Below are 21608 nucleotides of genomic sequence, written 5' to 3'. Positions count from 1 at the left end.
CCCACCGGCGCGTCAATTCTCCACATGTAAGAAGAACCGATAAGGAGTCCGCCTGATGTTTGTAACGCCCGCTTTTGCGCAGGATGGTGCCGCAGCTCCGGGAGGTATGGCGGATATTTTCATCCAGCTGATGCCGATCGCGCTGCTCGTGCTGATTTTCTGGCTGCTGATTTTCCGTCCGCAGCAGAAGCGCCTCAAGGCACAGCAGGCCATGCTCGGCGCCATCCGTCGCGGCGACACCGTGGTGACCACCGGCGGCATCGTCGGCAAGGTGACCAAGGCAGTCGATGGTGAAGATCTTGAAGTCGAGGTCTCCCAGGGCGTCAAGGTCAAGGTGGTGCGCGGCATGATTGCCGATGTGCGCTCCAAGTCCGAGCCGGTCAACGATAACAAGCCGGCTTGATCCCGCTTCGGCCGGGGCCCATACCGGGCTCCGGCTTTCTGCCTTTTAGGACGCCTTTTCGATGCATCAGTCGCCGTTCCGCGTATTCATCATCCTGTTTGTCGCGATCGCGGGTATTCTCCTTGCCGCTCCAAACTTCCTGCCCAAATCGGTTCAGGATGCCCTTCCTGGCTGGCTGCCCAAGCCGGGTCTGGTGCTCGGTCTCGATTTGCAGGGCGGTTCGCACTTGCTGCTCGAAGTCAACCGGCAGGGGATCGTTACCCAGCGGCTGAGCGATGTGCGTCGTGATGCGCGCAATGTCCTGGCGACGCAGAATGGCATCGGCAACATCATCACCACCGATGTCGCCAGCAATACCATCACCATCGAGCTGACCGATCCGAACCAGAAGGCTCAGGCCGAGACCGCCATTCGCGGTCTCCAGAACACGCTGAGCAATAACATCTTCGGTGCCGGCACCGGCGTTGACGAACTGAGCTTCGGTGAAACGCCCGATGGCAAGCTGACCGTTACCCTTACGCCCGAAGGCATCACCCAGCGCATGAGCTCGCTGGTGGCGCAGTCGATGGAAGTCATCCGTTCCCGCATCGACGAACTGGGCACCACCGAACCCACCATCCAGCGCCAGGGCGATACCCGCGTCATGGTGCAGGTGCCGGGCTTTGGCGACAGCGAGCGCCTCAAGAACATCATTTCCCAGACCGCGCGCCTGACCTTCCATATGGTCTATCCCGGTCTCTCTGCCGCACAGGCCGAGGCCCAGGGCCTGCCGGTCGGCACCATGATCCTGCCTAGCCAGGATGGTGGCCGCGAACTGCTTTACGAAGATGTCGCCATCGGCGGCGAATCCCTGGTCGATGCGCAGCCGGCCTATGACCAGCAGCGCGGCATTCCCGTCGTCAGCTTCAAGTTCGACACGCGTGGCGCCATCACCTTCGGCGAGCTGACCTCGAAAAATGTCGGTCAGCGCTTCGCCATCGTCCTCGACGACACCGTCATCACCGCGCCCGTCATCCAGCAGCCGATTACCGGTGGTTCCGGCCAGATCAGCGGCAGCTTTACCACTGCCTCGGCCAATGACCTTGCCGTGCTGTTGCGTGCCGGTGCACTGCCGGCCAGCCTTGACGTGATCGAGGAACGCACGGTCGATGCCAGCCTCGGTGCCGACTCCATCCAGGCCGGCTTCACCGCCGGTGTCGTCGCCGCGGTGCTCGTTCTCGCCTTCATGGTCGCCGCCTATGGCGTCTGGGGCGTGTTCGCCAATGTCTCGCTGATCCTCAACATCATCCTGATCTTCGCCGCGCTGTCGACCCTCGGGGCGACGCTGACCCTGCCGGGTATTGCCGGTATCGTTCTGACCATCGGCATGGCGGTGGACGCCAACGTGCTGATTTACGAACGCATGCGAGAGGAACAGGCATCCGGAAAGTCGCCGCTGCAGGCGATCAATGCCGGTTTCGAGCGTGCCTGGGGCACCATCATCGACTCGCACCTGACGCAGCTTGTTGCCGCCGTGGTGCTCTATTTCATGGGCTCCGGCCCGATCCAGGGCTTTGCGGTCACACTGGGCCTCGGCATCCTGACCTCGCTCTTTACCTCCTACACGGTTACCTCCTACCAGGTGAACCTCTGGTACAAGCGCGTTCGTCCCAAGAAGCTCAAGATCCAGCATTTCCGCTTCATTCCCGACGGCACCAAGATCCCGTTCATGAAGATTTCGCGCGTCGTCATCGCGCTGTCGATCATCATGACGCTGGTTTCCCTCGGCTCCGCCTTCACCAAGGGCTTCAATCTGGGCATCGACTTTGTCGGTGGCACCGCCATCGAAGTGCAGCATGTTGGCGGTCCGGCCGATGTCGGCCAGGTCCGCGAGCGGCTGAGCGGGTTGTCGCTGGGCGAAATCCAGGTGCAGGGCTTTGGAACGCCGCAAGACGTTCTTGTTCGCGTGCAGGCGCAGGAGGGCGGCCAGTCGGCTGACCAGGCAGCGGTGCAGCAGGTGCAGCAAGCCTTGGCCTCGGACAATTACGAGGTGCGCCGCGTCGAGGCTGTGAGCGGTACCGTGTCGGGTGAACTCGCCTGGACCGGCACCATCGCCGTGATCATCGCGCTGGTCTGTATCCTCATCTACATCTGGTTCCGCTTCGAGTGGCAGTTCGCGCTGGCCGCCGTGACGACGACCTCGCACGACTTGATCATGACGATCGGCCTGTTCTCGTTGACTGGAATGGAGTTCAACCTCAGTTCCATCGCTGCGGTGCTGACGCTGGTCGGTATCTCGCTCAACGAAACCGTGGTGGTCTCCGACCGTATTCGTGAAAATCTGCGCAAACACCGCAAGATGCCACTGCCTGATCTGATCGATCTTTCGATCAACCAGACGATCGTGCGTACGTCCTTGACGCAGTTCACACTGCTTCTGGCGCTGCTGCCGCTGGTGTTCTTCGGCGGCGAGGCGCTCCGCAGCTTCACCATCGCCATGACCTTCGGTTCGCTGGTCGGCATGTATTCGTCGGTCATCATCAACGGTCCCATCCTCATCAATTTCGGCCTCAAGCAGAAATCTGAAGAGGAAGAGCAGGCCCAAACCGACAAGAAGAAAAAGCCCATGGATGGCGCCTCGGTCTAGCGCCGAGCCGTCCTGTCTGGACGGCTGCTGTCGTCTCCCCCGCTGCTCGTCGCTCCCGGGTCTGAACTGAGAGCGCTTGCGATGCCAACCGCGAAAACAGAACCCTCGGGCCAGGCCCGGGGGTGACGCGCGGCGTGAGTTTGCTTACGAGGTGAAGTCAAATGCACGTTGATCCTGACCAATCCCCGTCCTTCGGCAAATTTCCCCAACAGGTGGGCATTGACGCCTATGGCAATGGCGGCTTTCGCTTTGCCGACATGTCGCACAAGGGCTCGCTGCTCTGCCTGCCGACCGGCATGATCGCCTGGCCTGTGCATTCCGCCGCCGCGTTGACGCTGGACGCGTTGCAGCCGGTTCTCGATCAGGCCGATGACATCAACGTGCTGCTGATTGGTCTCGGAACCGACATCGTCGCCATCGACCCCACCATTCGAGCTGCTTTGCGCGAGCGCGGCATTATTGTTGAAGCCACCCAGACCGGTGGCGCCATTCGCACCTATAATGTGCTGCTGGCGGAAGACCGCGCGGTGGCCGCCGCTTTGATCGCGGTCGAAAAGGCGCGCTGATGCCCACCAGCCACGATTTCGCGCTGGATGCCCTGCGTCAGTCCGACCACGACCGCTATCTCGCCGCGCTCGTTCTGCCCGCCGAGGCGCGGCCGCATGTCGCCGCCATCCTGGCTTTCGCTGCTGATGTCGCCGCCATTCGTGAACGGGTGTCCGGCCCGCAGCCAGGCGAAATCCGGCTGCAATGGTGGAATGATGCGCTGAGCGGGCAGGGGCATGGCGAAGTCAGGCAAAATCCGCTCGCCGATGCGCTGCTCGATACCATGGCGCGCTACAAATTGCCCGCAGGCACACTGCAGCGCCTGATCGGCGCACGTCGGTTCGATCTTTATGACGACCCCATGCCCGACCTCGAGAGTTTCGAGGGCTATGCCGGTGAAACCGCTTCGACCCTGTTGCAGCTTTCCGCCATGATCCTCAATGGCGGCGAGCCGGTGGAGCCGGGCGATGCGGCTGGCCATCTCGGCGTCGCTCAGGCCATGGTCGGTCATCTGCGTGCCTTCGGCTATATCGCGGCCCAAGGGCGCATCATGCTGCCCTGGTCCATTCTCGCCGCCAATGGCGTGCAGGAAGGCGAAGTATTCTCCGGCCTGGAGAGCGAGGGCCTGCATGCCGCCCTGAGCCAGATTGCCGAACTGGCCGAAGAGCATCTGCAGAAGGCCCGGATCGCCATTGCGGCGCTATCGCCCAAATTGCGGCCTGCCTTTGCCGGGATCGTCATTACCGAGCGGCAGCTGGCCCGCTGGAAGGCGGAGGGCAGGGCCTTCATGCCGCCGCCGGGCGATGCCGACTGGCGCAAGATCGCCGGCCTGTTCTGGTGGACTTTGCGCCAGCGCTGAGGCTGCTGACACATCCTGTCGGTAGCCTTGCTTATCCCGGCTTGACCGAATCCTTATCGTTCTGGTTATGTTCCTGAACCTGTCTCCAGCGGTGAGTTGACTTGCAGCATGGGGGTGGGGAGCATATCTGTGTGACTTCGCCAGCCGTCTGTCCCGCGGCGCGAGCAATTGGACCAAATATGACCGAAAAGCCGAGCCTCAACCGCGAAATCGTCGTGCGCGGTGCCCGTGAGCACAATCTCAAAGGCATCGACGTCAGATTGCCGCGCGACAGCCTGATCGTGATGACGGGGCTTTCCGGCTCGGGCAAGTCTTCGCTCGCCTTCGACACCATCTATGCCGAGGGTCAGCGCCGCTATGTGGAGTCGCTCTCTGCCTATGCGCGCCAGTTTCTCGAAATGATGCAGAAGCCTGATGTCGAGCACATCGAAGGCCTCTCGCCCGCCATTTCCATCGAGCAGAAGACGACCAGCCGCAATCCGCGCTCCACCGTGGGTACTGTCACCGAAATCTACGACTATCTGCGCCTGCTTTATGCGCGCGTCGGCATTCCCTATTCGCCGGCCACCGGCCTGCCGATCGAAAGCCAGACCGTGTCGCAAATGGTGGATCGCACCCTGGGGCTGCCGGAGGGCACACGGCTCTATCTGCTGGCCCCCATCGCGCGCGGCCGCAAGGGCGAGTTCAAGAAGGAACTGGCCGACCTGATGCGCAAGGGCTTCCAGCGCGTCAAGATCGATGGCGAATATCACGAGATCGAAGACGCTCCGGCGCTCGACAAGAAGTACAAGCATGACATTGAGGTGGTGGTCGACCGCCTCGTCGTGTCTCCCGACATTTCCGGTCGCCTCGCCGAAAGCTTCGAAACCGCGCTGAAGCTTGCCGAGGGTATCGCCCTGGTCGAATTTGCCGATGAACAGAACGAGGATGGCACGCCGCGCCAGATCACCTTCTCGGAAAAGTTCGCCTGTCCGGTCTCCGGCTTCACCATTGCCGAAATCGAACCGCGGCTGTTCTCGTTCAACAATCCGTTCGGCGCCTGCCCGGTCTGTGATGGTCTCGGCACCGAGCAGAAGATCGACCCTGACCAGATCGTGCCCGATCCTACGCTCTCGCTGCGTGACGGCGCCATCCTGCCCTGGTCCAAGACCAGCGCTCCATACTACCAGCAGACCCTCTCGGCTGTGGTGAAGTATTACGGTGCTTCGACCGGCACCGCCTGGAACCAGCTACCCTTCGAGGTGCAACACGCCGTGCTCTACGGCACCGACAAGACCAAGATCGACTTCGTCTATGACGATGGCCTGCGCCAGTACAAGACCTCAAAGGTCTTTGAAGGCGTCATCGGCAACCTTGAGCGCCGCTACAAGGAAACCGAAAGCGCCGGCATGCGCGAAGAGATCGAAAAATACATGTCGGCCAAACCCTGCGTGGCCTGCGGTGGCTATCGCCTCAAGCCGGAATCGCTCGCAGTCAAGATCGATGGTCTCCATATCGGCCAGGTCACCGAGATGTCGATCCGCAATGCCAGTACGTGGTTCAACGAGCTCTCGGCCAAGCTCAACGCCACCCAGAGCCAGATCGGCGAGCGCATCCTCAAGGAAATCCGCGAGCGGCTGAAGTTCCTCAACGACGTGGGCCTTGAATACCTGTCCATGTCGCGCAATTCCGGCACGCTCTCGGGTGGCGAAAGCCAGCGCATTCGCTTGGCCAGCCAGATCGGTTCGGGCCTCACCGGCGTGCTTTATGTGCTCGACGAGCCTTCCATCGGCCTGCATCAGCGCGACAATTCCCGCCTGCTCGAAACGCTGCAGCGCCTGCGTGACCTCGGCAATACTGTCATCGTCGTCGAGCACGACGAGGACGCGATCCTCACCGCCGATTATGTGCTCGATATCGGCCCGGGCGCCGGCGTCAATGGCGGTAATATCGTTGCCGAGGGCACGCCGCAGGATATTCTCAATCACCCGGACTCGCTCACCGGCAAATATCTCTCCGGTCGCATGGGTATTCCGGTGCCGGCCGAACGGCGCGAAGGCAAGAAGGGCAAGGCGCTCTCCATCAAGGGCGCGACGGGTAACAATCTGAAAAATGTCTCGGTCGATGTGCCGCTCGGCCTGTTCGTCGCTATTACCGGCGTCAGCGGCGGCGGCAAGTCGACGCTGATGATCGACACCATGTACCAGGCCATCGCCCGCCGTCTGAACGGCGCGCGCGTCGTGCCGGCGCCACATGAATCGCTCACCGGCCTCGAATTCCTCGACAAGGTCATCGATATCGACCAGTCGCCGATTGGCCGCACGCCGCGCTCCAATCCGGCCACCTATACCGGCGCCTTCACCCCGCTACGCGAGTGGTTTGCCGGCCTGCCGGAAGCCAAGACGCGCGGCTATGGGCCGGGTCGCTTCTCCTTCAACGTCAAGGGCGGCCGCTGCGAAAAATGCGAGGGCGATGGCGTCCTCAAGATCGAAATGCACTTCCTGCCCGACGTTTACGTCACCTGCGATGTCTGCAAGGGCAAGCGCTACAATCGCGAGACGCTGGAAGTCCAGTTCAAGGGCAAGTCGATCTCCGACGTGCTCGACATGACCATCGACGAAGGCGTCGAGTTCTTCTCGGCCGTGCCGGTCATCCGCGACAAGTTCGCCACGCTGCAGCGCGTCGGCCTTGGCTATGTCAAGGTCGGGCAACCGGCCACCACCCTATCGGGCGGCGAGGCGCAGCGCGTCAAACTCTCCAAGGAACTCAGCAAACGGGCTACCGGGCGCACGCTCTACATGCTGGACGAGCCGACCACGGGCCTGCATTTCCACGACGTGGCCAAGCTGCTCGAGGTGCTGCATGAGTTGGTCGAGGGCGGCAATACCGTGGTCGTCATCGAGCACAATCTCGAAGTCATCAAGACCGCCGATTGGATCATCGATCTCGGTCCCGAAGGCGGCGATGGCGGCGGCGAGATCGTGGCGATCGGCACGCCCGAAGAGGTCGCCGCTAATCCGCGCTCGCATACCGGCACCTATCTCAAGGAAGTCATGGACCGCCGCCCGCACTTTGCGACCCGCGCGGCGGAGTAGGGGTGTCCGCCGAGGCCTGAACTTGCTTCGGCAATAGCGGGGCCTTCCCTCACGAACGCCTTTCGTCACCCTCGGGCTTGACCCGAGGGGTCTGCACTTGTGCGCAGCCTGGACATTCAACCTGACCTTTCGCTCACCTCGGCCAAACCACCACCGTTTGCGTCACTCTGATGAAAACTGCCATGCGCAGAACGCATGTTGCGCTTGACGTATACGGCATAGCGCCGCTGGCCAAATCGGCTCATCTTGCCATCGTGCTGCAATAGCCATCAGGGAATAGACCCATGTTTGTACGTGCTGTCTGGCGGATCAAGCGTCTCGTCGACATCAAGCAGACGTTGCGGGAAATGGACGTTCCCTCGACGCGAGACGCCGATATGCTTGGCATTTCGGGCCCGGACTTCTCCAGAATGACCCGGTCTCTGTTCGATCGCTGATCGCTAAACTTTCCAAACGAGCCAATGGCCGCTGGATCGCCATCCAGCGGCCATTGCTTTGCCACGAGCCTTAACCGAAGCTGAACGGCCATCCTTAATGGCCTGCATTTCATGCATGGCTCGATTGACCAATCTCCATCTGCTCAGTTTCTGCGGCTCGGCCTATATCTCTTCTCGTAAACGAAAGGAGACTTCCAATGGACATCCGCAAGACTTTCAAGAAGTGGGCCGCTTATCAGCAGACCGTGCGTGAACTTGCTGCCCTCGACAACCGTCAGCTGAACGATCTGGGCATCTCGCGCACCGATATCAATCGCATCGCCCGCGATCATGCCAACACCCTCTAATATTGTTGGCTGCACTTCACTGATCCGAACGCTCGCCTCTCTCTGAGACGCGGGCGTTTTTCTTTTTGGGCGACGACGGTTCGCCGCCACCGATCTTCGTTGCGCTGCGACGTGGCCCTTGGTATCTCGCTGGCCATGTCGAACGAACCCATTCATATCATCGGCGGCGGGCTGGCCGGCTCGGAAGCCGCCTGGCAGGCCGCGGAAGCTGGCGCCACCGTCATTGTCCACGAGATGCGCGGCGTCAAAGGCACGGACGCACACCAGACCGACGATTTCGCCGAACTCGTCTGCTCCAACAGTTTCCGCTCGGACGATCACGAGCAGAACGCCGTGGGCCTGCTGCACGAGGAAATGCGGCGCTGCAATTCCCTGATCATGCGCGCAGCAGACCAGCACAAGCTGCCCGCCGGCGGCGCGCTGGCGGTAGATCGCCACGGCTTCTCCGCCGCCGTGACCGCAGCTATCGCGGCCCATCCCAACATCACTATCGTGCGCGAAGAGATCGCCGGCTGGCCGCCAGAGGCCTGGAAGCACGTGATCATCGCCACCGGTCCGCTGACGTCTCCAGCGCTGGCCGAGGCCGTGCTGGAAAAGACCGGCGAGGATTCGTTGGCCTTCTTCGACGCTATTGCGCCCATTGTCCATTATGACAGCATCGATCACGACATCGCCTGGAAGCAGTCGCGATACGACAAGGTCGGCCCCGGGGGTACCGGCGCCGATTATCTCAACCTGCCGATGGACAAGGACCAGTACTATGCCTTCGTCGAGGCGCTGAAGACGGCGCCGCTGCACGAGTTCAAGGACTGGGAAAAGGTGCCCTATTTCGATGGCTGCCTGCCCATCGAGGTCATGGCCGAGCGCGGCCCCGAAACCCTCCGCCACGGACCGATGAAGCCGGTTGGGCTCACCAATCCGCGTAATCCCACGGTAAAGCCCTATGCCATCGTGCAACTACGGCAGGACAATGCGCTGGGCACCTTGTGGAACATGGTCGGCTTCCAGACCAAGATGCGCTACGGCATCCAGGCCGAGATCTTCCGCATGATCCCCGGGCTCGAAAACGCGCAATTCGCGCGGCTGGGCGGCTTGCACCGCAACACGTTCATCAACTCTCCCAAGGTCTTGTCCGCCGATCTTCGCCTCAAGATCGATCCGCGCATTCGCTTTGCCGGACAGGTGACCGGGGTCGAGGGTTATGTGGAGAGCGCCGCCTGCGGGTTGATCACCGGCCGGCTGACCGCCTCCGATGCGCTGGGGGCCACCATGGCGCTGCCGCCCGTCACCACGGCACTGGGCGCGCTCATCGGCCATATTACCGGTGGGCATCTCGAGGCCGAAAGCTATAGCGGCGCCCGCAGCTTCCAGCCGATGAACGTCAATTTCGGCCTCTTCCCGGAAGTGACCATCACCAAGCCGGAAGGCGTCAAGCGCTGGCGCGGCCCGGAAAAGACCATTGCCAAGCGTCGCGCCATCACCAGCCGCGCACTGGACGATCTCAAGGCCTGGGCATGAGCGCCGCGGCGCTCGAAGCCTATCTGCATGCCAATATCCCGCTGACACGCGCCATGGCCGTGTCGGCGGTCTCAGCCCACGCCGAGAGCGTGACGCTTTCGGCGCCGCTCGATCCCAATATCAATGTCCATGGCACCGCCTTTGGTGGCAGCGTCTCGACGCTGGGCGTGCTCGCCGCCTGGTCGGTGGTGCATCTGCGGCTCGAAGCCGAAGCCGTGGATGCGCAATTGGTGATCCACAGGAACGAAACCGAGTTTCTGGCGCCGATCACCGGCCGCTTCGAGGCCTTTGCCCGTATCGAGCCTCAGGCCTGGACCGATTTCCGCACCGTGTTCGACCGGCGCGGCAAGGCCCGGTTGAGCGTCGTGGCTGAATTGCTGTTCGAGGGTAGGGTGGCCGCCCGCATGATCGGCGAATTCGTCGCCCTCCGCGACCGCAGCTAGGCTCCGGATTCTTTCCACGCACCGTCCGCTGTCGGATTTGTTCCGAGGGTGCGCTAGAGTGTTTCACGTTCTGGTTGATGCGGCCCCATCGCCCCCTCCCCCTTGCGGGCTTTGACCTGTCCCGAAGGGCAAATCTCTCCAGCGGAGAGATTTGAAGTGAAGAGGCCGGGGTGGGGGGCGTTTAGCGAGCCCCTGATGGACCCCCTCAATCCCTCCCCTCAAGGGGGAGGGAGGCGAAGGTGCCCAGAGTCCATCTCAGTATGAAATGATCTAGCGCCCATCCCAAACACCAATGACGCCACAAACATCGTTGCGGCGCCAAATTTTTCAGCAATTTCAGGGAGAAAGAAAATGGCTCCGCGAGCTGGACTCGAACCAGCGACCATTCGATTAACAGTCGAACGCTCTACCAACTGAGCTATCGCGGAACACTTTCGTGCGCCTTCTTGTCGAAGGCGAGGTCCGTGTACCTAATCTGATCCGGCTTGCCAAGCCCCCAATGTGCAAGCCTGTGAATAACTTGTCATTTTGCGGCGTCGCGGGCGCGTCGACCGAGGAAAATCAGCTCCTCCAGCGTGTTGCAATTGGCAAAGGGATTTTCGCCGCTGCTGTCGCTCCACTCGACCGGGGCGGCGCCAAGGGCAGCCAGCAGGCTTTTGGGGCCATTTGGTCGCGAATCCATGGGCAGCGCTCTGAGATGATTCCGCACTTCTGCAATTCGGAAGGCGGCATTGGTCGGGTAATCGGTGCCATTCCAGCGCGCGAAGGCGGCCGTGTGTCCAGCGGCGAGCGGTTCTGTCAGGCGCGCGACGTAGTTTTCCGGCAGGAAGGGGGTGTCCACAGCCGCCACGATCAACACAGATTGCTCGTCGACCTCCTCGCCGAGATAATCCAGCGCTGCGTAAATCCCCGCCATCGGGCCGGAGCGGGTCGGTAGCGCATCTGGCAAGGGGATGGCGCCATCAAGTGCGAGATGCTGCTCCTGGGCGATGGACACCAGAATAGGTGTCTCCAGCGCAGAGAAGCGAGCAGCGACGCGCTCGATCAGCCTGATGCCACCGATCCTGAGATCGGCCTTGCGGACATGGCCCAGCCGTTCGCCCTGGCCACCGGCCAGAATCAGGCCGTATCGCCTCACGGCCGGGGTGCCCAGCGCAGCATCAGCAGCAGCACGATGCCGCCCACCAGCCCCCAGAACGGGGCGCCGATGCCCATAATGGTGATGCCCGAAGCCGTGGCGACAAAGGTCAGGATCGCTGGCAGGCGCTGCTCTTCATTGGCCAAGGCGGCCGCTAGCGACGACGCAAGGCTGGAGAGCAAAGCAAGGCCGGCCACCGCCTGGATCAGGATTGGCGGTGCGGCGGCGACGAAGGCGGCGGCAAGGCTCGCAGCCGGCGCCAGTATGCCATAGGCCACACCAGCAGCAATCGGAGCGGGCCAGCGCTTGTTGCGGTCCGGATGCGCCTCGGGGCCGGCGCAGATGGCGGCAGTGATGGCGGCCAGATTGGCGGGAATGCCGCCGAAAAAGCCGATAATACCGCTGGCCATGCCGGTGATAACGAAAATCGGCGCCGGCTGGATGGGAAAATCATTGGCCTTCATCACCGCGATTCCAGGCAGGTTTTGCGAGGCCATGGTGACGACGTAAAGCGGCAGCGAGATGCGAATGATGGCGTCGAGACTGAATGTCGGCATGACCGGCACGAGGCTGGGCCAGGCGCCGTCCAGCGCGCCCGGTGGCAAATGTGTGGTCGTGGCGAGCACCACAATGGTCACCAGCACCGCGATCGGCACGGCATAGCGGCGGGCGAAGGCGAAGCCCAGCATCCAGGCGACGAGAATCGGTAGCGCCAGGGTCGGCACTTCCGACACCGCCTTGATCGGCGCCAGGCATAGCGTCAGCAGGATGCCTGCGAGCATGGCATTGGCCAGTGCCTGGGGAATGGCGGCCACGGCGCGGGCCAGTGGCTTGATCAGCCCGGTGAGCACGATAAGCAGCGCCGTGACCAGGAACGCCCCAGCAACGGCCGCGAAGCCGCCCTCGGGCGGCGCGGCCAAAGTCAGCAAGAATGCCGCGCCCGGCGTCGACCAAGCGAAGCTGATTGGTACGCGGACCCGCGCCGCCACCACGATATTGAGCACCGCCATGGCCAGGCATACGGCGAACAGGCCCGACCCCGCCTGTTGCGGTGTGGCGCCGGCCGCGCTCAGTGCCGCCAGCACCAGCGTGAAGGTGCTGGCATAGCCGACAGCCGCCGCCAGTGTGCCGGCCACGATAGGCTGGACCAGATCGCGCTTTTCCATAGCGGCCTGCGGCTCGGTCATGGCGATTCCCCCGTTTGAACCTCGGCCAAGCTAGTCGCTTGGACTATTCCGGCAAAGTGTCGATCTGGACCTGCACCCGATTGGCGGAAAATCGCGTCACGCCATATTCCACCGGTCGTCCCGCGAGATCGACATTGATGGCATCGAGGCACAGCACAGGCGTCATGCGGGCGAGGCGCAGGTGATGCATTTCATGCGCGTCGGGCAAGCGAGCGGTAATGCTGGTTGATTTGCGCTGATAGTCGGCGACGCCCAGGCGTTCGAGCATCTGGGTGATGCGGCCTGTTGCGGTATGAACCTCGAACAGGGTTGGGAAGCGCAGCAGCGAAAAATGATGCGCACCCAGGCTGATCGGCTGGCCGTCGGCCATGCCCAGAGATTCGATCAGCGCGACGGGCGATCCCGGTTCCACTGCCAGCGCCTCGGCCATGGCGCTATCGGCCGGAATGGTGGCCGTTCGGATCAATGTTCCGGATGGGGTCTTGGCCTGGCGCGCCACGATTTCGGAAAAACGGGTGCGGGCCGACAGCGGATAGTCGACGATATCCTCCTGCACGAAAGTGCCGCGTCCCTGTTCGATGCGCACCAGCCCGCGGTCCTGCAAGGAGGCGATGGCGCGCCGGATCGTGTGGCGATTTACCGCGAAGCGCTCCGCCAGCTGCAACTCGGTCGGCAGTTGCGCGCCGGCTGGCATTATGCCGGTTTCGATCTCCTGGGCGACGCTGTCGGCGATCCCTTGCCATAGCGATGTGCCGGGACGATGCATGCTCATGGGTGTTTGCTGGCTCTTATTCTAGGGTTGTGTGTCATCGCTGCGTCATGCTTTCTTGCCATAAGCGACGGGAAAGCGGGTCGACCCTAACCTGTCGACATTGAAACGTCTAGACGTATAGATGAATAGGTCTATGGATGACGACGACAGCTCACGACATAGCCGATCGGCAGCGCTGGATGGCCATACTTGCCCGCGCCAGCAGCGCCGAGCTTGAGGCCGCCTGGGACAGCCTGGCCGCTCCACCCGCCTATCAGGTGCTGCGCAAGCCCGAGATTGGCCTCGCCATGGTGCGGGGGCGGGCAGGGGGCACTGGCAATCCCTTCAACCTGGGTGAAATGACCGTCACCCGCTGCGCTATTCGCCTCGACAGCGGCGTCACCGGCCATTGCTATGCCGCAGGCCGCGACCGGAAAAAGGTCGAACTGGCCGCCGTCTTCGATGCGCTGCTGCAAGCCGATCCGGCCGCACCATTCCTCAACGAGCTTATCGATACCCTTGCCGCCCGACAGGCGGCCGACCGCGACCGCACCAGCCGCAAGGCTGCCGCGACCAAGGTCGAGTTCTTCACCATGGTGCGCGGAGAGAACCCGAAATGAGCGTGACCGATCTGCCGGCGCTGCAGCCGGGATTTGCCGATGCCGTGTTCGAAGGGCAGGCCAGTTTCCGCGCCTTGCTTGATGCCATGTCCTATCCCGGCCGAATTCAGGCTCTGGGCGTCGCTCTCAACCCGCCCACGCCGCTCGATCCGGCCATGGCGGCTCTGGCGCTCACAGTGCTCGATTTCGACACCCCGGTCTGGCTCGATCCGCTGGCCGCCGCCACCACCGACTGGCTGCGCTTTCATGCCGGCAGCCCGGTGGTCACAGACCCCGGCCGCGCCCAATTCGCGTTGATTGCTGACGCCGCCAACATGCCCCCGCTCGATGCCTTCGCCATCGGCGAGGATCAGTATCCGGATCGCTCGGCCACCCTGTTTATCCAGGTGTCGGCGCTGGGCAGCGGCCAGCGCACGCGCTGGACCGGGCCGGGCATCAATGGCGCCATCGAGGTATGGATCGACGGCCTGCCCGCAGCCTTCTGGCAGCAATTCCAGCTCAATGCCGAACTCTTCCCGCTCGGCGTCGATGTCGTCTTCGTCTCAGGCCGCGACATTGTCGGCCTGCCGCGCAGCATCAGGGTGGAGGTCTAGCCATGTATGTCGCCGTAAAGGGTGGCGAACGCGCCATTCTCAACTCGCACGAGCTGATCGCCGAGACCCGCCGCGGTGATCCCGCCGTGCCCGAACTCACCACCGACCAGATCGCCAACCAGCTTGGTCTCGCGGTGGACCGCGTCATGGCCGAAGGGTCGATCTGTGATCGCGACCTCGCGGCGCTGGCCATCAAGCAGGCACAGGGCGATCTGGTCGAAGCCATTTTCCTGCTCCGCGCCTACCGCACCACATTGCCGCGCCTCGCCGTCACCCAGCCCATCGACACCGCCGACATGCTGGTGCGCCGCCGTGTCTCCGCTGCCTATAAGGACATTCCGGGTGGTCAGGTGCTGGGCCCGACCTATGACTATACCCATCGCCTGCTCGACTTCGCGCTGATGGCCGAAGGGAATGTGCCTGAGGCGCCGATGGGTGAAACGGCACTGGATGCGGGCATGCCGCATGTCGCCGACATCCTCGATCATGAAGGCCTGATCGAACAGGAAATCCCGGACGATGACGCCCCCGAGCCCTTCGATCTCACTCGCGAACCCATGAGCTTTCCCGCCGGCCGCGACCAGCGCCTGCAGAACCTGGCGCGGGGTGATGAGGGCTATGTGCTGGCGCTTGCCTATTCGACCCAGCGCGGTTTCGGCAACAACCACCCCTTTGCCGGGGAGATCCGCATGGGCGATGTCCGTGTCGAGATCGTGCCTGAGGAATTGGGTTTTGCCCTCGATATCGGCGATATCACCGTGTCCGAGTGCCACATGATCAACCAGTTCCAGGGCTCGGCCGAAAAGGCGCCGCAGTTCACTCGCGGCTATGGCCTGTCCTTCGGCCATAACGAGCGCAAGGTCATGGCCATGTCCATGGTCGACCGCGCCCTACGCGCCAAGGAGTTGGGCGAGATCGTCCGCTATCCGGCCCAGGATGAGGAATTCGTCCTCTACCATGCCGACAATGTCGAGGCGGCCGGCTTCGTCTCGCACCTCAAGCTGCCGCACTATGTCGATTTCCAGGGCGAACTGGGCCTGTTGCGCAAGCTGCGCGACGAGCATGACCAGCGCCAGCTCAAGGAGGCTGCCGAATGAGCGCCGCCATGCACCAGCCGCCCCAATGGAACACGGCCTACAATTTTGCCTATCTCGACGAACAGACCAAGCGGATGATCCGCCGCGCCATCCTGAAAGCCATCGCCGTACCCGGCTATCAGGTGCCCTTTGGCGGCCGCGAAATGCCACTGGCCTATGGATGGGGTACGGGCGGCATCCAGGTCACGGCCAGCATTCTGGGGCCCGATGACACGCTGAAGGTCATCGACCAGGGCGCTGACGACACCACCAATGCCGTCTCCATCCGTCGCTTTTTCGAGCGCGTGGCCGGTATTGCCACCACCGAGGCGACCGAAGACGCCGATATCATCCAGACCCGCCACCGCGTTCCCGAGCGCGGTCTCCAGGAAGGCCAGGTCATCGTCTACCAGGTGCCCTTGCCCGAGCCCTTGCGCAAGCTCGAGCCGCGCGAAACCGAAACGCGGAAAATGCACGGCTATGCCGAATATGGCATCAAGCATGTGCAGCTCTACGAGGACATTGCCCGCTACGGCCACATCGCCACCACCTATGACTACCCGGTGCTGGTCAACGAGCGCTATCTCATGGCCCCGTCGCCCATTCCCAAATTCGACAATCCCAAGATGCACCATATGAAGGCGCTGCAATTGTTCGGCGCCGGGCGCGAAAAGCGCATTTATGCCGTGCCGCCCTATACAAATGTGCGCAGCCTCGATTTCGAGGATCACCCCTTTACCGTGCAGAGCTGGGACCAGTGCTGCGCCCTTTGCGGTGCCGAAAACTCCTATCTCGACGAGGTCATTCTCGATGACCGCGGTGGCAAGATGTTCGTCTGCTCGGACACCCACTATTGCGGTGAGCGCCGCGTCGCCGGCCATGTCGGGCCCCTGGGCGTCGCCAATGCGGAGGCGGAACAATGAGCGCGGCAATGTCCCTTTCGTCCTTCAATGAGCGCCGCCCGCTGCTGCGCGTCGAAAATGTCGGCAAAAGCTACGGCAAGACCATTGGCTGCCGCGATGTCAGCTTTACCCTCTATCCCGGCGAGGTCATCGGCATTGTCGGGGAATCCGGCTCCGGCAAATCGACGCTGCTCAACCTGCTCTCGGCGCAGCTGACGCCCGATAGCGGCCGCGTCGATTACGACATGGAAGGGCAGGGGCTGCGCAATATCTATGATCTGTCCGAGCCCGAACGCCGTCGCCTCGTGCGCACCGATTGGGGCATCGTGCATCAGAACCCGCGCGATGGGCTACGCATGGACGTTTCTGCCGGCGGCAATGTCGGCGAGCGGCTGATGGCGGTGGGCCAGCGCCACTATGGCAATATCCGCGCCGAGGGGCTCGATTGGCTGTCCAAGGTCGAGCTCGATGCCTCTCGAGTCGATCATCTGCCCAAGACTTTCTCCGGCGGCATGCAGCAGCGCCTGCAGATCGCCCGCAATCTGGTCACCCGGCCGCGCCTCGTCTTCATGGACGAACCCACCGGCGGTCTCGACGTCTCGGTGCAGGCGCGCCTGCTCGATCTATTGCGCGGCCTGGTGCGCGAGCTGGGCATTGCCGCCATCGTCGTCACCCATGACCTGGCCGTGGTACGGCTCCTCGCCGACCGGTTGATGGTGATGTGGAAGGGCAATGTGGTTGAGGAAGGTCTAACCGACCAGGTGCTGGACGATCCGCATCACCCCTACACGCAGCTGCTTGTTTCTTCCGTCCTGCAGGTTTGACCCGGCACTGCCCCGAACACCCTTCTCCCCTTGCGGGAGAAGGTGCCCCAAGGGGGACGGATGAAGGGGCCACCTTCCAGACTTCCGTCAAGGAAACCTAAAATGACCATGATGATTTCCGTTTCCGGCCTCAGCAAGGATTTCGTGCTGCACACCCAGGGCGGCGTGCGCATTCCGGTATTTGCCGGGCTCGATCTCGATGTCCATGCCGGCGAGTGCGTGTGCCTGCATGGTCCCTCCGGCGCCGGCAAGTCGACGCTGCTGCGCTCGCTCTATGCCAATTACAAGCCCAGCGCCGGCCATGTGCGGGTGCTGCATGACGGCGGCATGGTGGATCTCACCAGCGCTGAACCCTGGCAGGTGGTCGAGGTGCGCCGCCGCTCGGTGGGCTATGTCAGCCAGTTCCTCAGCGTCATTCCGCGCGTTCCGGCATTGGAGGTGGTGGCCGAGCCGGCCCGCCTCCTGGGTGCCGATGCCGAAACTGCCCGCGACCGCGCGCGTGAGCTGCTGCGCCGCCTCAACATCCCCGAACGCCTCTGGGCCGTGGCCCCGGCCACCTTTTCCGGCGGCGAACAGCAGCGCGTCAACATCGCCCGCGGCTTCATCGCCAACTATCCGATCATGCTGCTCGACGAGCCTACGGCCTCGCTCGATGCCGGCAATCGGCAGGTTGTGGTCGAGCTGATCGGTGAGGCCAAGGCACGCGGCGCCGCCATTGTCGGCATATTCCACGATGCCGAAGTGCGCGCTGCCGTCGCCGACCGTCTGTTCGAAGTCAATTCTTTCCAGAGGAGCGCCGCATGAGCCGCTTCAGCATCGCCAATGCCCGCATCGTCACCCGCGACGCCGTCGTCGATGGCACACTTGCGATAGAGGGTTCCGACATTACCCGGCTGGACGAGGGCCAGGCAGCGCCTGCCGATGCGCTGGATTTCGAAGGCGATTTCCTCTTGCCCGGTTTTGTCGAGCTGCACACCGACAATCTCGAAAAACACCTGCAGCCGCGTCCCGGCGTCATGTGGCCATCCAGCATGGCGGCCGTGCTCTCCCACGATGTGCAGGTGGTCGGCGCTGGGATCACCACCGTGTTCGACGCCGTTTCGGTGGGCGAATATTCCGCCGCCAGCGCCAGGCGGAAGATGATCGCCTCGACTGTAGAAACCCTCTCGGACACCTCCGTCCGTGCCGTCATGCGCGCCGAGCATTTCCTGCATCTGCGCTGCGAACTGGCCGATCCGGCGGTCCTCGATATCTATCAGCCGCTTGCCGGCAATGAATATGTGCGGCTGGTCTCGCTCATGGACCACACACCCGGCCAGCGCCAATGGCACGACCTCGACAAGTGGCGCCAGTTCAACCGCGACAAGAAATGGACCGATGACGAGTTCAACGCCATGGTCAGCGAGCGCCGGGAGTCGCAGGCGCGCCATGCCGCGTTCCACCGCCGCTCGGTGGTGGCGCTGGCCCAGCATCATGGCACCGTGCTGGCCAGCCATGATGACACGACGCGCGAACATGTCGAAGAAGCCGCCGAGATCGGCATCGCCATCTCCGAATTCCCCACCACGCTCGGCGCTGCCGGCCACGCCCACAAGCGAGGCATGAAAGTGGTCATGGGGGCGCCCAATGTGGTGCGCAACGGCTCCCATTCGGGCAATGTCTCGGCCCAGGAGCTGGCGCGCCACGGCTTTCTCGACGCGCTCTCCTCGGATTATGTGCCGGCCAGCCTCATGCAAGCCATTTTCCACCTCAACGCCCACGACCAGATCGCGCTGCCCGAAGCCGTGGCCATGGTCTCCGCCACCCCCGCCGCCATGGTTGGGCTCGATGACCGCGGCAGCATAGCTCCAGGCAAACGCGCCGACTTCAGCCGCGTACGCCTGGTCAACGACACCCCAGTCGTCCTCGGCGTCTGGCGCGCCGGCCAACGCGTGAGCTGATTCCGGGTTTAACTAAGATGGGTGGCCAATATTTTGCAGATAATTTCGAAGTAGGTGTGTCCAGTCGCGCCCTAAGTCTTGTCTGCTATACCGCTCCTGCTGCGTCAGCCTGGGCAGATAACTCCGCCGCTCTGCGTCCAATCCGGGTGGTTGTTTTTTTCATAAGGCTCAGCAAGCCCCTTCATCTGACTGCTATCAAATGAAGGGCGAGCAGTAGGCATGCTTGGGGGCCTTGCTTGCTACTTAGGTGGCAGCGGTTTCACGATGAACACCGCGTTAACGCGGCAGTGCAAACACTCGCAAATTCAATAATTTGCGCTAAATGCGTCGTGGTTATGTTCGCCTCTGGCTGCAGAATGCAGTTTTTGAGGGATTTGAGTATGCTCACTATTAAGACGTTCAATGGCTTCGCGCTGGATTTCGACAATCCGAATGCCATGGAGCCCGGCCGGCCGATGTACAATGTGGTCGTCACTGGAACGTCGGCCATTGTGCCCATGAGTTCAGGCGGACGTTTTGAACTGTACGGGACCGATTTCACTTATGACCCGATCGCCATGCACGCGACCGGCAATGTCAACAAGATCCTGTATTTCCGCAACGACGTGCTGATGGCAGAAGCCAGCAACGCCAATATCGATGCTGCAACTGTCTTCAATCTGGCCAAAATGCCTTATGGTGGTGGTCAAGTGTTGAACTACCTGTTGCAGGGGTCCGACCGTTTCGAGCTGGGATCCGGCAACGACAATGTCTGGAACAGTGCTGGCGCCGATTATATCGATGGCGGCGAGGGTTATGACAGCGTCCGCTATTTCGACAGCAAGTCCGGCTACACGCTGACGCGCGACAGCGACGGCATCGTTTATGTCAAGAACGCCGCTGGTGTAGTCGATACGCTGAAGAATATCGAGCGCATCGATTTTGGCGACGGCAGCATCACGACCGACCAGATTGCCCAGCCAGCCAATCCCGGCGGCCTCTTGCTTGGCGGCGATGGCTCCACCATCGAGGGCAAGGGCACCCTTGATACGGTGACTTATAGCGCTGCCAAGGGGAACTATTCATTCGCCCGCAATGGCGACAGCATCACGGTCTCCGACAGCAATGGCGTCGCCAACGTCCTGGTCAATGTCGAGCGCCTGAGCTTTTCCGATGGCGTTCTGGCCCTCGATATCGATGGCAATGCCGGCATGGCCTATCGCCTTTACCAGGCTGCTCTCGAGCGTACTCCCGACAATGACGGCCTCAAATATTGGATCGGTCGTCTCGATTCCGGCGACACGAATCTTGCCGCCCTGGCCGACAGCTTCATCAACTCGCCCGAGTTCAAGTCGACCTATGGCGACGAGCGAAGCGTCTCCAACAGCAAGTTCGTCGAACTGCTCTACACCCATACGCTCGGCCGCAACTATGACCAGGACGGCTACAATTATTGGGTTAGCAAGCTCAACGGCAACGAAACCAACCGCCGCGATCTCCTGGCTTTCTTTTCGGAGAGCAATGAGAACAAGGCGCAGGTTCATGACGCCATCAGCGACGGCATCTGGCTCACCTAATTTTTGATAGACCGAGCGCCTCGCGGCGCCATTGGCGCCCCGGACAGGATCCGGGGCGCTTTCAGTTTGGTCTTCAGCCTGAATATTTACCGACGAATGCCTCAGCGCTCAGCCGGCGCATATCCGGCAGCCTTTCGCCTAAAGTGTCATGATCCCAATCCCACCAGGCCAGTGCATCCATGCGTGCTGCCAGGTCTTCGGGAAAACGGCGTTTGATCGGCCGGGCAGGGACCCCGACGACGATGGTATAGGGCGCCACGTCTTTGGTCACCACAGCCGATGAGCCGACCACGGCGCCGTTGCCGATGCTCACGCCTGGCATGATCACCGCACCATGGCCGATCCACACATCGTGCCCGATGCGCACCGCATTGCTGCGCCGCCAGTCGAAGAACGCCGCATCATCGCCGAGGTCAAAGCCATATAGCGCCGAGCGCTAGGTGAAATGGTGCTGGCTGGCGCGCCAGGTGGCGTGGTTGCCGGGATTGATCCGCACGAATGCGGCGATGGAACAGAACTTGCCGATATCGGCGTAAATCGCAGAGGCATCATGCACGATATAGCTGTAGTCGCCGAAGCGGGTTTCGCTCATCTCGGTGCGGGCGCCGATCTCGGTATATCGCCCCAGCTGGCAATCGCGAATGGTGGCGTTGGGATCGATCAGCGGCTCTGATGCCATCTGCTTTTTTGGCATTGCGCTTCTCCTGGGCAGTCTTGCCCCCATAGCGCAATCCGATGACAGTTCTGCGTGGCCCAAACGAAAGGGCC

The 21608-nt window shown here is 62.3% G+C and carries 21 protein-coding genes, 1 tRNA gene and 1 pseudogene; 17 read left to right on the top strand and 6 right to left on the bottom strand.

The features are described 5' to 3' along the window. Window positions 1-55: 55 nt before the first annotated feature. From yajC to DEVEQU_RS16725, 9 genes are all read left to right on the top strand, one after another. The gene (yajC, locus tag DEVEQU_RS16760) at window positions 56-403 is read left to right on the top strand and encodes a preprotein translocase subunit YajC (protein WP_126151753.1); all 348 of its coding nucleotides are present in this window, start codon (window positions 56-58) and stop codon (window positions 401-403) included. A gap of 61 nt (window positions 404-464) precedes the next feature. Beyond that, a complete protein-coding gene (gene secD / locus DEVEQU_RS16755; RefSeq protein WP_126151752.1) occupies window positions 465-3029 on the top strand; it encodes a protein translocase subunit SecD in 2565 nt (854 codons plus the stop codon). A gap of 161 nt (window positions 3030-3190) precedes the next feature. Continuing rightward, a complete protein-coding gene (locus DEVEQU_RS16750; RefSeq protein ID WP_126151751.1) occupies window positions 3191-3595 on the top strand; it encodes an Mth938-like domain-containing protein in 405 nt (134 codons plus the stop codon). Beyond that, complete coding sequence (locus DEVEQU_RS16745; RefSeq protein WP_126151750.1) at window positions 3595-4434, top strand: phytoene/squalene synthase family protein; 840 nt, start codon at window positions 3595-3597, stop codon at window positions 4432-4434. Before DEVEQU_RS16750 ends, DEVEQU_RS16745 begins: the two co-directional genes overlap by 1 nt. Before the next feature lie 179 nt (window positions 4435-4613). Beyond that, complete coding sequence (gene uvrA / locus DEVEQU_RS16740; RefSeq protein WP_126151749.1) at window positions 4614-7508, top strand: excinuclease ABC subunit UvrA; 2895 nt, start codon at window positions 4614-4616, stop codon at window positions 7506-7508. Window positions 7509-7792: 284 nt separating this feature from the next. Next, window positions 7793-7945: a hypothetical protein gene (locus DEVEQU_RS19965; protein ID WP_164550464.1), complete on the top strand. Its 153-nt coding sequence runs from the start codon at window positions 7793-7795 to the stop codon at window positions 7943-7945. Between the two features lie 197 nt (window positions 7946-8142). Next, window positions 8143-8292, top strand: coding sequence for a DUF1127 domain-containing protein (locus tag DEVEQU_RS16735; RefSeq protein WP_126151748.1), 150 nt, complete (start codon window positions 8143-8145; stop codon window positions 8290-8292). Window positions 8293-8427: 135 nt separating this feature from the next. Further along, a complete protein-coding gene (gene trmFO, locus DEVEQU_RS16730; protein ID WP_126151806.1) occupies window positions 8428-9810 on the top strand; it encodes a methylenetetrahydrofolate--tRNA-(uracil(54)-C(5))-methyltransferase (FADH(2)-oxidizing) TrmFO in 1383 nt (460 codons plus the stop codon). After that, window positions 9807-10253 (top strand): YiiD C-terminal domain-containing protein, encoded by a 447-nt coding sequence (locus tag DEVEQU_RS16725; RefSeq protein ID WP_126151747.1) that lies wholly within the window; start codon window positions 9807-9809, stop codon window positions 10251-10253. The genes trmFO and DEVEQU_RS16725 overlap by 4 nt, the downstream gene beginning before the upstream one ends. A 352-nt stretch (window positions 10254-10605) precedes the next feature. Here the strand turns inward: DEVEQU_RS16725 and DEVEQU_RS16720 are convergent. From DEVEQU_RS16720 to phnF, 4 genes are all read right to left on the bottom strand, one after another. Then, window positions 10606-10681 (bottom strand) — tRNA-Asn (locus DEVEQU_RS16720). A gap of 95 nt (window positions 10682-10776) precedes the next feature. Further along, on the bottom strand, window positions 10777-11391 hold the full coding sequence (mobA, locus tag DEVEQU_RS16715; protein ID WP_164550463.1) for a molybdenum cofactor guanylyltransferase: 615 nt from the start codon (window positions 11389-11391) through the stop codon (window positions 10777-10779). Further along, window positions 11388-12578, bottom strand: a complete 1191-nt coding sequence (locus DEVEQU_RS16710) for a benzoate/H(+) symporter BenE family transporter (RefSeq protein ID WP_223214276.1) — start codon at window positions 12576-12578, stop codon at window positions 11388-11390. The genes mobA and DEVEQU_RS16710 overlap by 4 nt, the downstream gene beginning before the upstream one ends. Before the next feature lie 43 nt (window positions 12579-12621). Continuing rightward, complete coding sequence (gene phnF, locus DEVEQU_RS16705; RefSeq protein WP_126151745.1) at window positions 12622-13350, bottom strand: phosphonate metabolism transcriptional regulator PhnF; 729 nt, start codon at window positions 13348-13350, stop codon at window positions 12622-12624. Window positions 13351-13487: 137 nt separating this feature from the next. On the opposite strand from phnF, the gene phnG reads away from it, so the two are divergent. The 8 genes from phnG (at window position 13488) to DEVEQU_RS16665 (ending at window position 20840) form a co-directional block, all read left to right on the top strand. Beyond that, on the top strand, window positions 13488-13949 hold the full coding sequence (gene phnG, locus DEVEQU_RS16700) for a phosphonate C-P lyase system protein PhnG (RefSeq protein WP_126151744.1): 462 nt from the start codon (window positions 13488-13490) through the stop codon (window positions 13947-13949). Then, window positions 13946-14542 (top strand): phosphonate C-P lyase system protein PhnH, encoded by a 597-nt coding sequence (phnH, locus tag DEVEQU_RS16695; RefSeq protein WP_126151743.1) that lies wholly within the window; start codon window positions 13946-13948, stop codon window positions 14540-14542. The genes phnG and phnH overlap by 4 nt, the downstream gene beginning before the upstream one ends. Before the next feature lie 2 nt (window positions 14543-14544). Next, on the top strand, window positions 14545-15639 hold the full coding sequence (locus tag DEVEQU_RS16690) for a carbon-phosphorus lyase complex subunit PhnI (RefSeq protein ID WP_126151742.1): 1095 nt from the start codon (window positions 14545-14547) through the stop codon (window positions 15637-15639). After that, entirely contained in the window at window positions 15636-16541 is a 906-nt protein-coding gene (locus DEVEQU_RS16685) for an alpha-D-ribose 1-methylphosphonate 5-phosphate C-P-lyase PhnJ (RefSeq protein ID WP_126151741.1), read from the top strand. The genes DEVEQU_RS16690 and DEVEQU_RS16685 overlap by 4 nt, the downstream gene beginning before the upstream one ends. An 8-nt stretch (window positions 16542-16549) precedes the next feature. Beyond that, window positions 16550-17344 carry a phosphonate C-P lyase system protein PhnK gene (gene phnK, locus DEVEQU_RS16680; protein WP_223214275.1) on the top strand — a complete coding sequence of 265 codons (795 nt, stop codon included), beginning with the start codon at window positions 16550-16552 and terminating at the stop codon, window positions 17342-17344. 102 nt (window positions 17345-17446) lie between these two features. Further along, on the top strand, window positions 17447-18148 hold the full coding sequence (gene phnL, locus DEVEQU_RS16675) for a phosphonate C-P lyase system protein PhnL (RefSeq protein WP_126151739.1): 702 nt from the start codon (window positions 17447-17449) through the stop codon (window positions 18146-18148). Further along, window positions 18145-19284 (top strand): alpha-D-ribose 1-methylphosphonate 5-triphosphate diphosphatase, encoded by a 1140-nt coding sequence (locus DEVEQU_RS16670; RefSeq protein WP_126151738.1) that lies wholly within the window; start codon window positions 18145-18147, stop codon window positions 19282-19284. The genes phnL and DEVEQU_RS16670 overlap by 4 nt, the downstream gene beginning before the upstream one ends. A 380-nt stretch (window positions 19285-19664) precedes the next feature. Then, a complete protein-coding gene (locus DEVEQU_RS16665; protein WP_164550462.1) occupies window positions 19665-20840 on the top strand; it encodes a DUF4214 domain-containing protein in 1176 nt (391 codons plus the stop codon). 201 nt (window positions 20841-21041) lie between these two features. Here the strand turns inward: DEVEQU_RS16665 and DEVEQU_RS20330 are convergent. Both DEVEQU_RS20330 and DEVEQU_RS20325 read right to left on the bottom strand, forming a co-directional pair. Next, window positions 21042-21201: pseudogene (locus DEVEQU_RS20330) on the bottom strand (DapH/DapD/GlmU-related protein); the annotation flags it as partial. A gap of 75 nt (window positions 21202-21276) precedes the next feature. Further along, a complete protein-coding gene (locus DEVEQU_RS20325) occupies window positions 21277-21534 on the bottom strand; it encodes an LbetaH domain-containing protein (RefSeq protein ID WP_164550460.1) in 258 nt (85 codons plus the stop codon). Between the last annotated feature and the right edge of the window lie 74 nt (window positions 21535-21608).

It is taken from the genome of Devosia equisanguinis, assembly GCF_900631955.1.
Classification (GTDB): Bacteria; Pseudomonadota; Alphaproteobacteria; order Rhizobiales; family Devosiaceae; genus Devosia; species Devosia equisanguinis.
The sequence above is the reverse complement of the archived record's forward strand: the minus strand, read 5'-3'. Positions and strand labels throughout refer to the sequence as shown.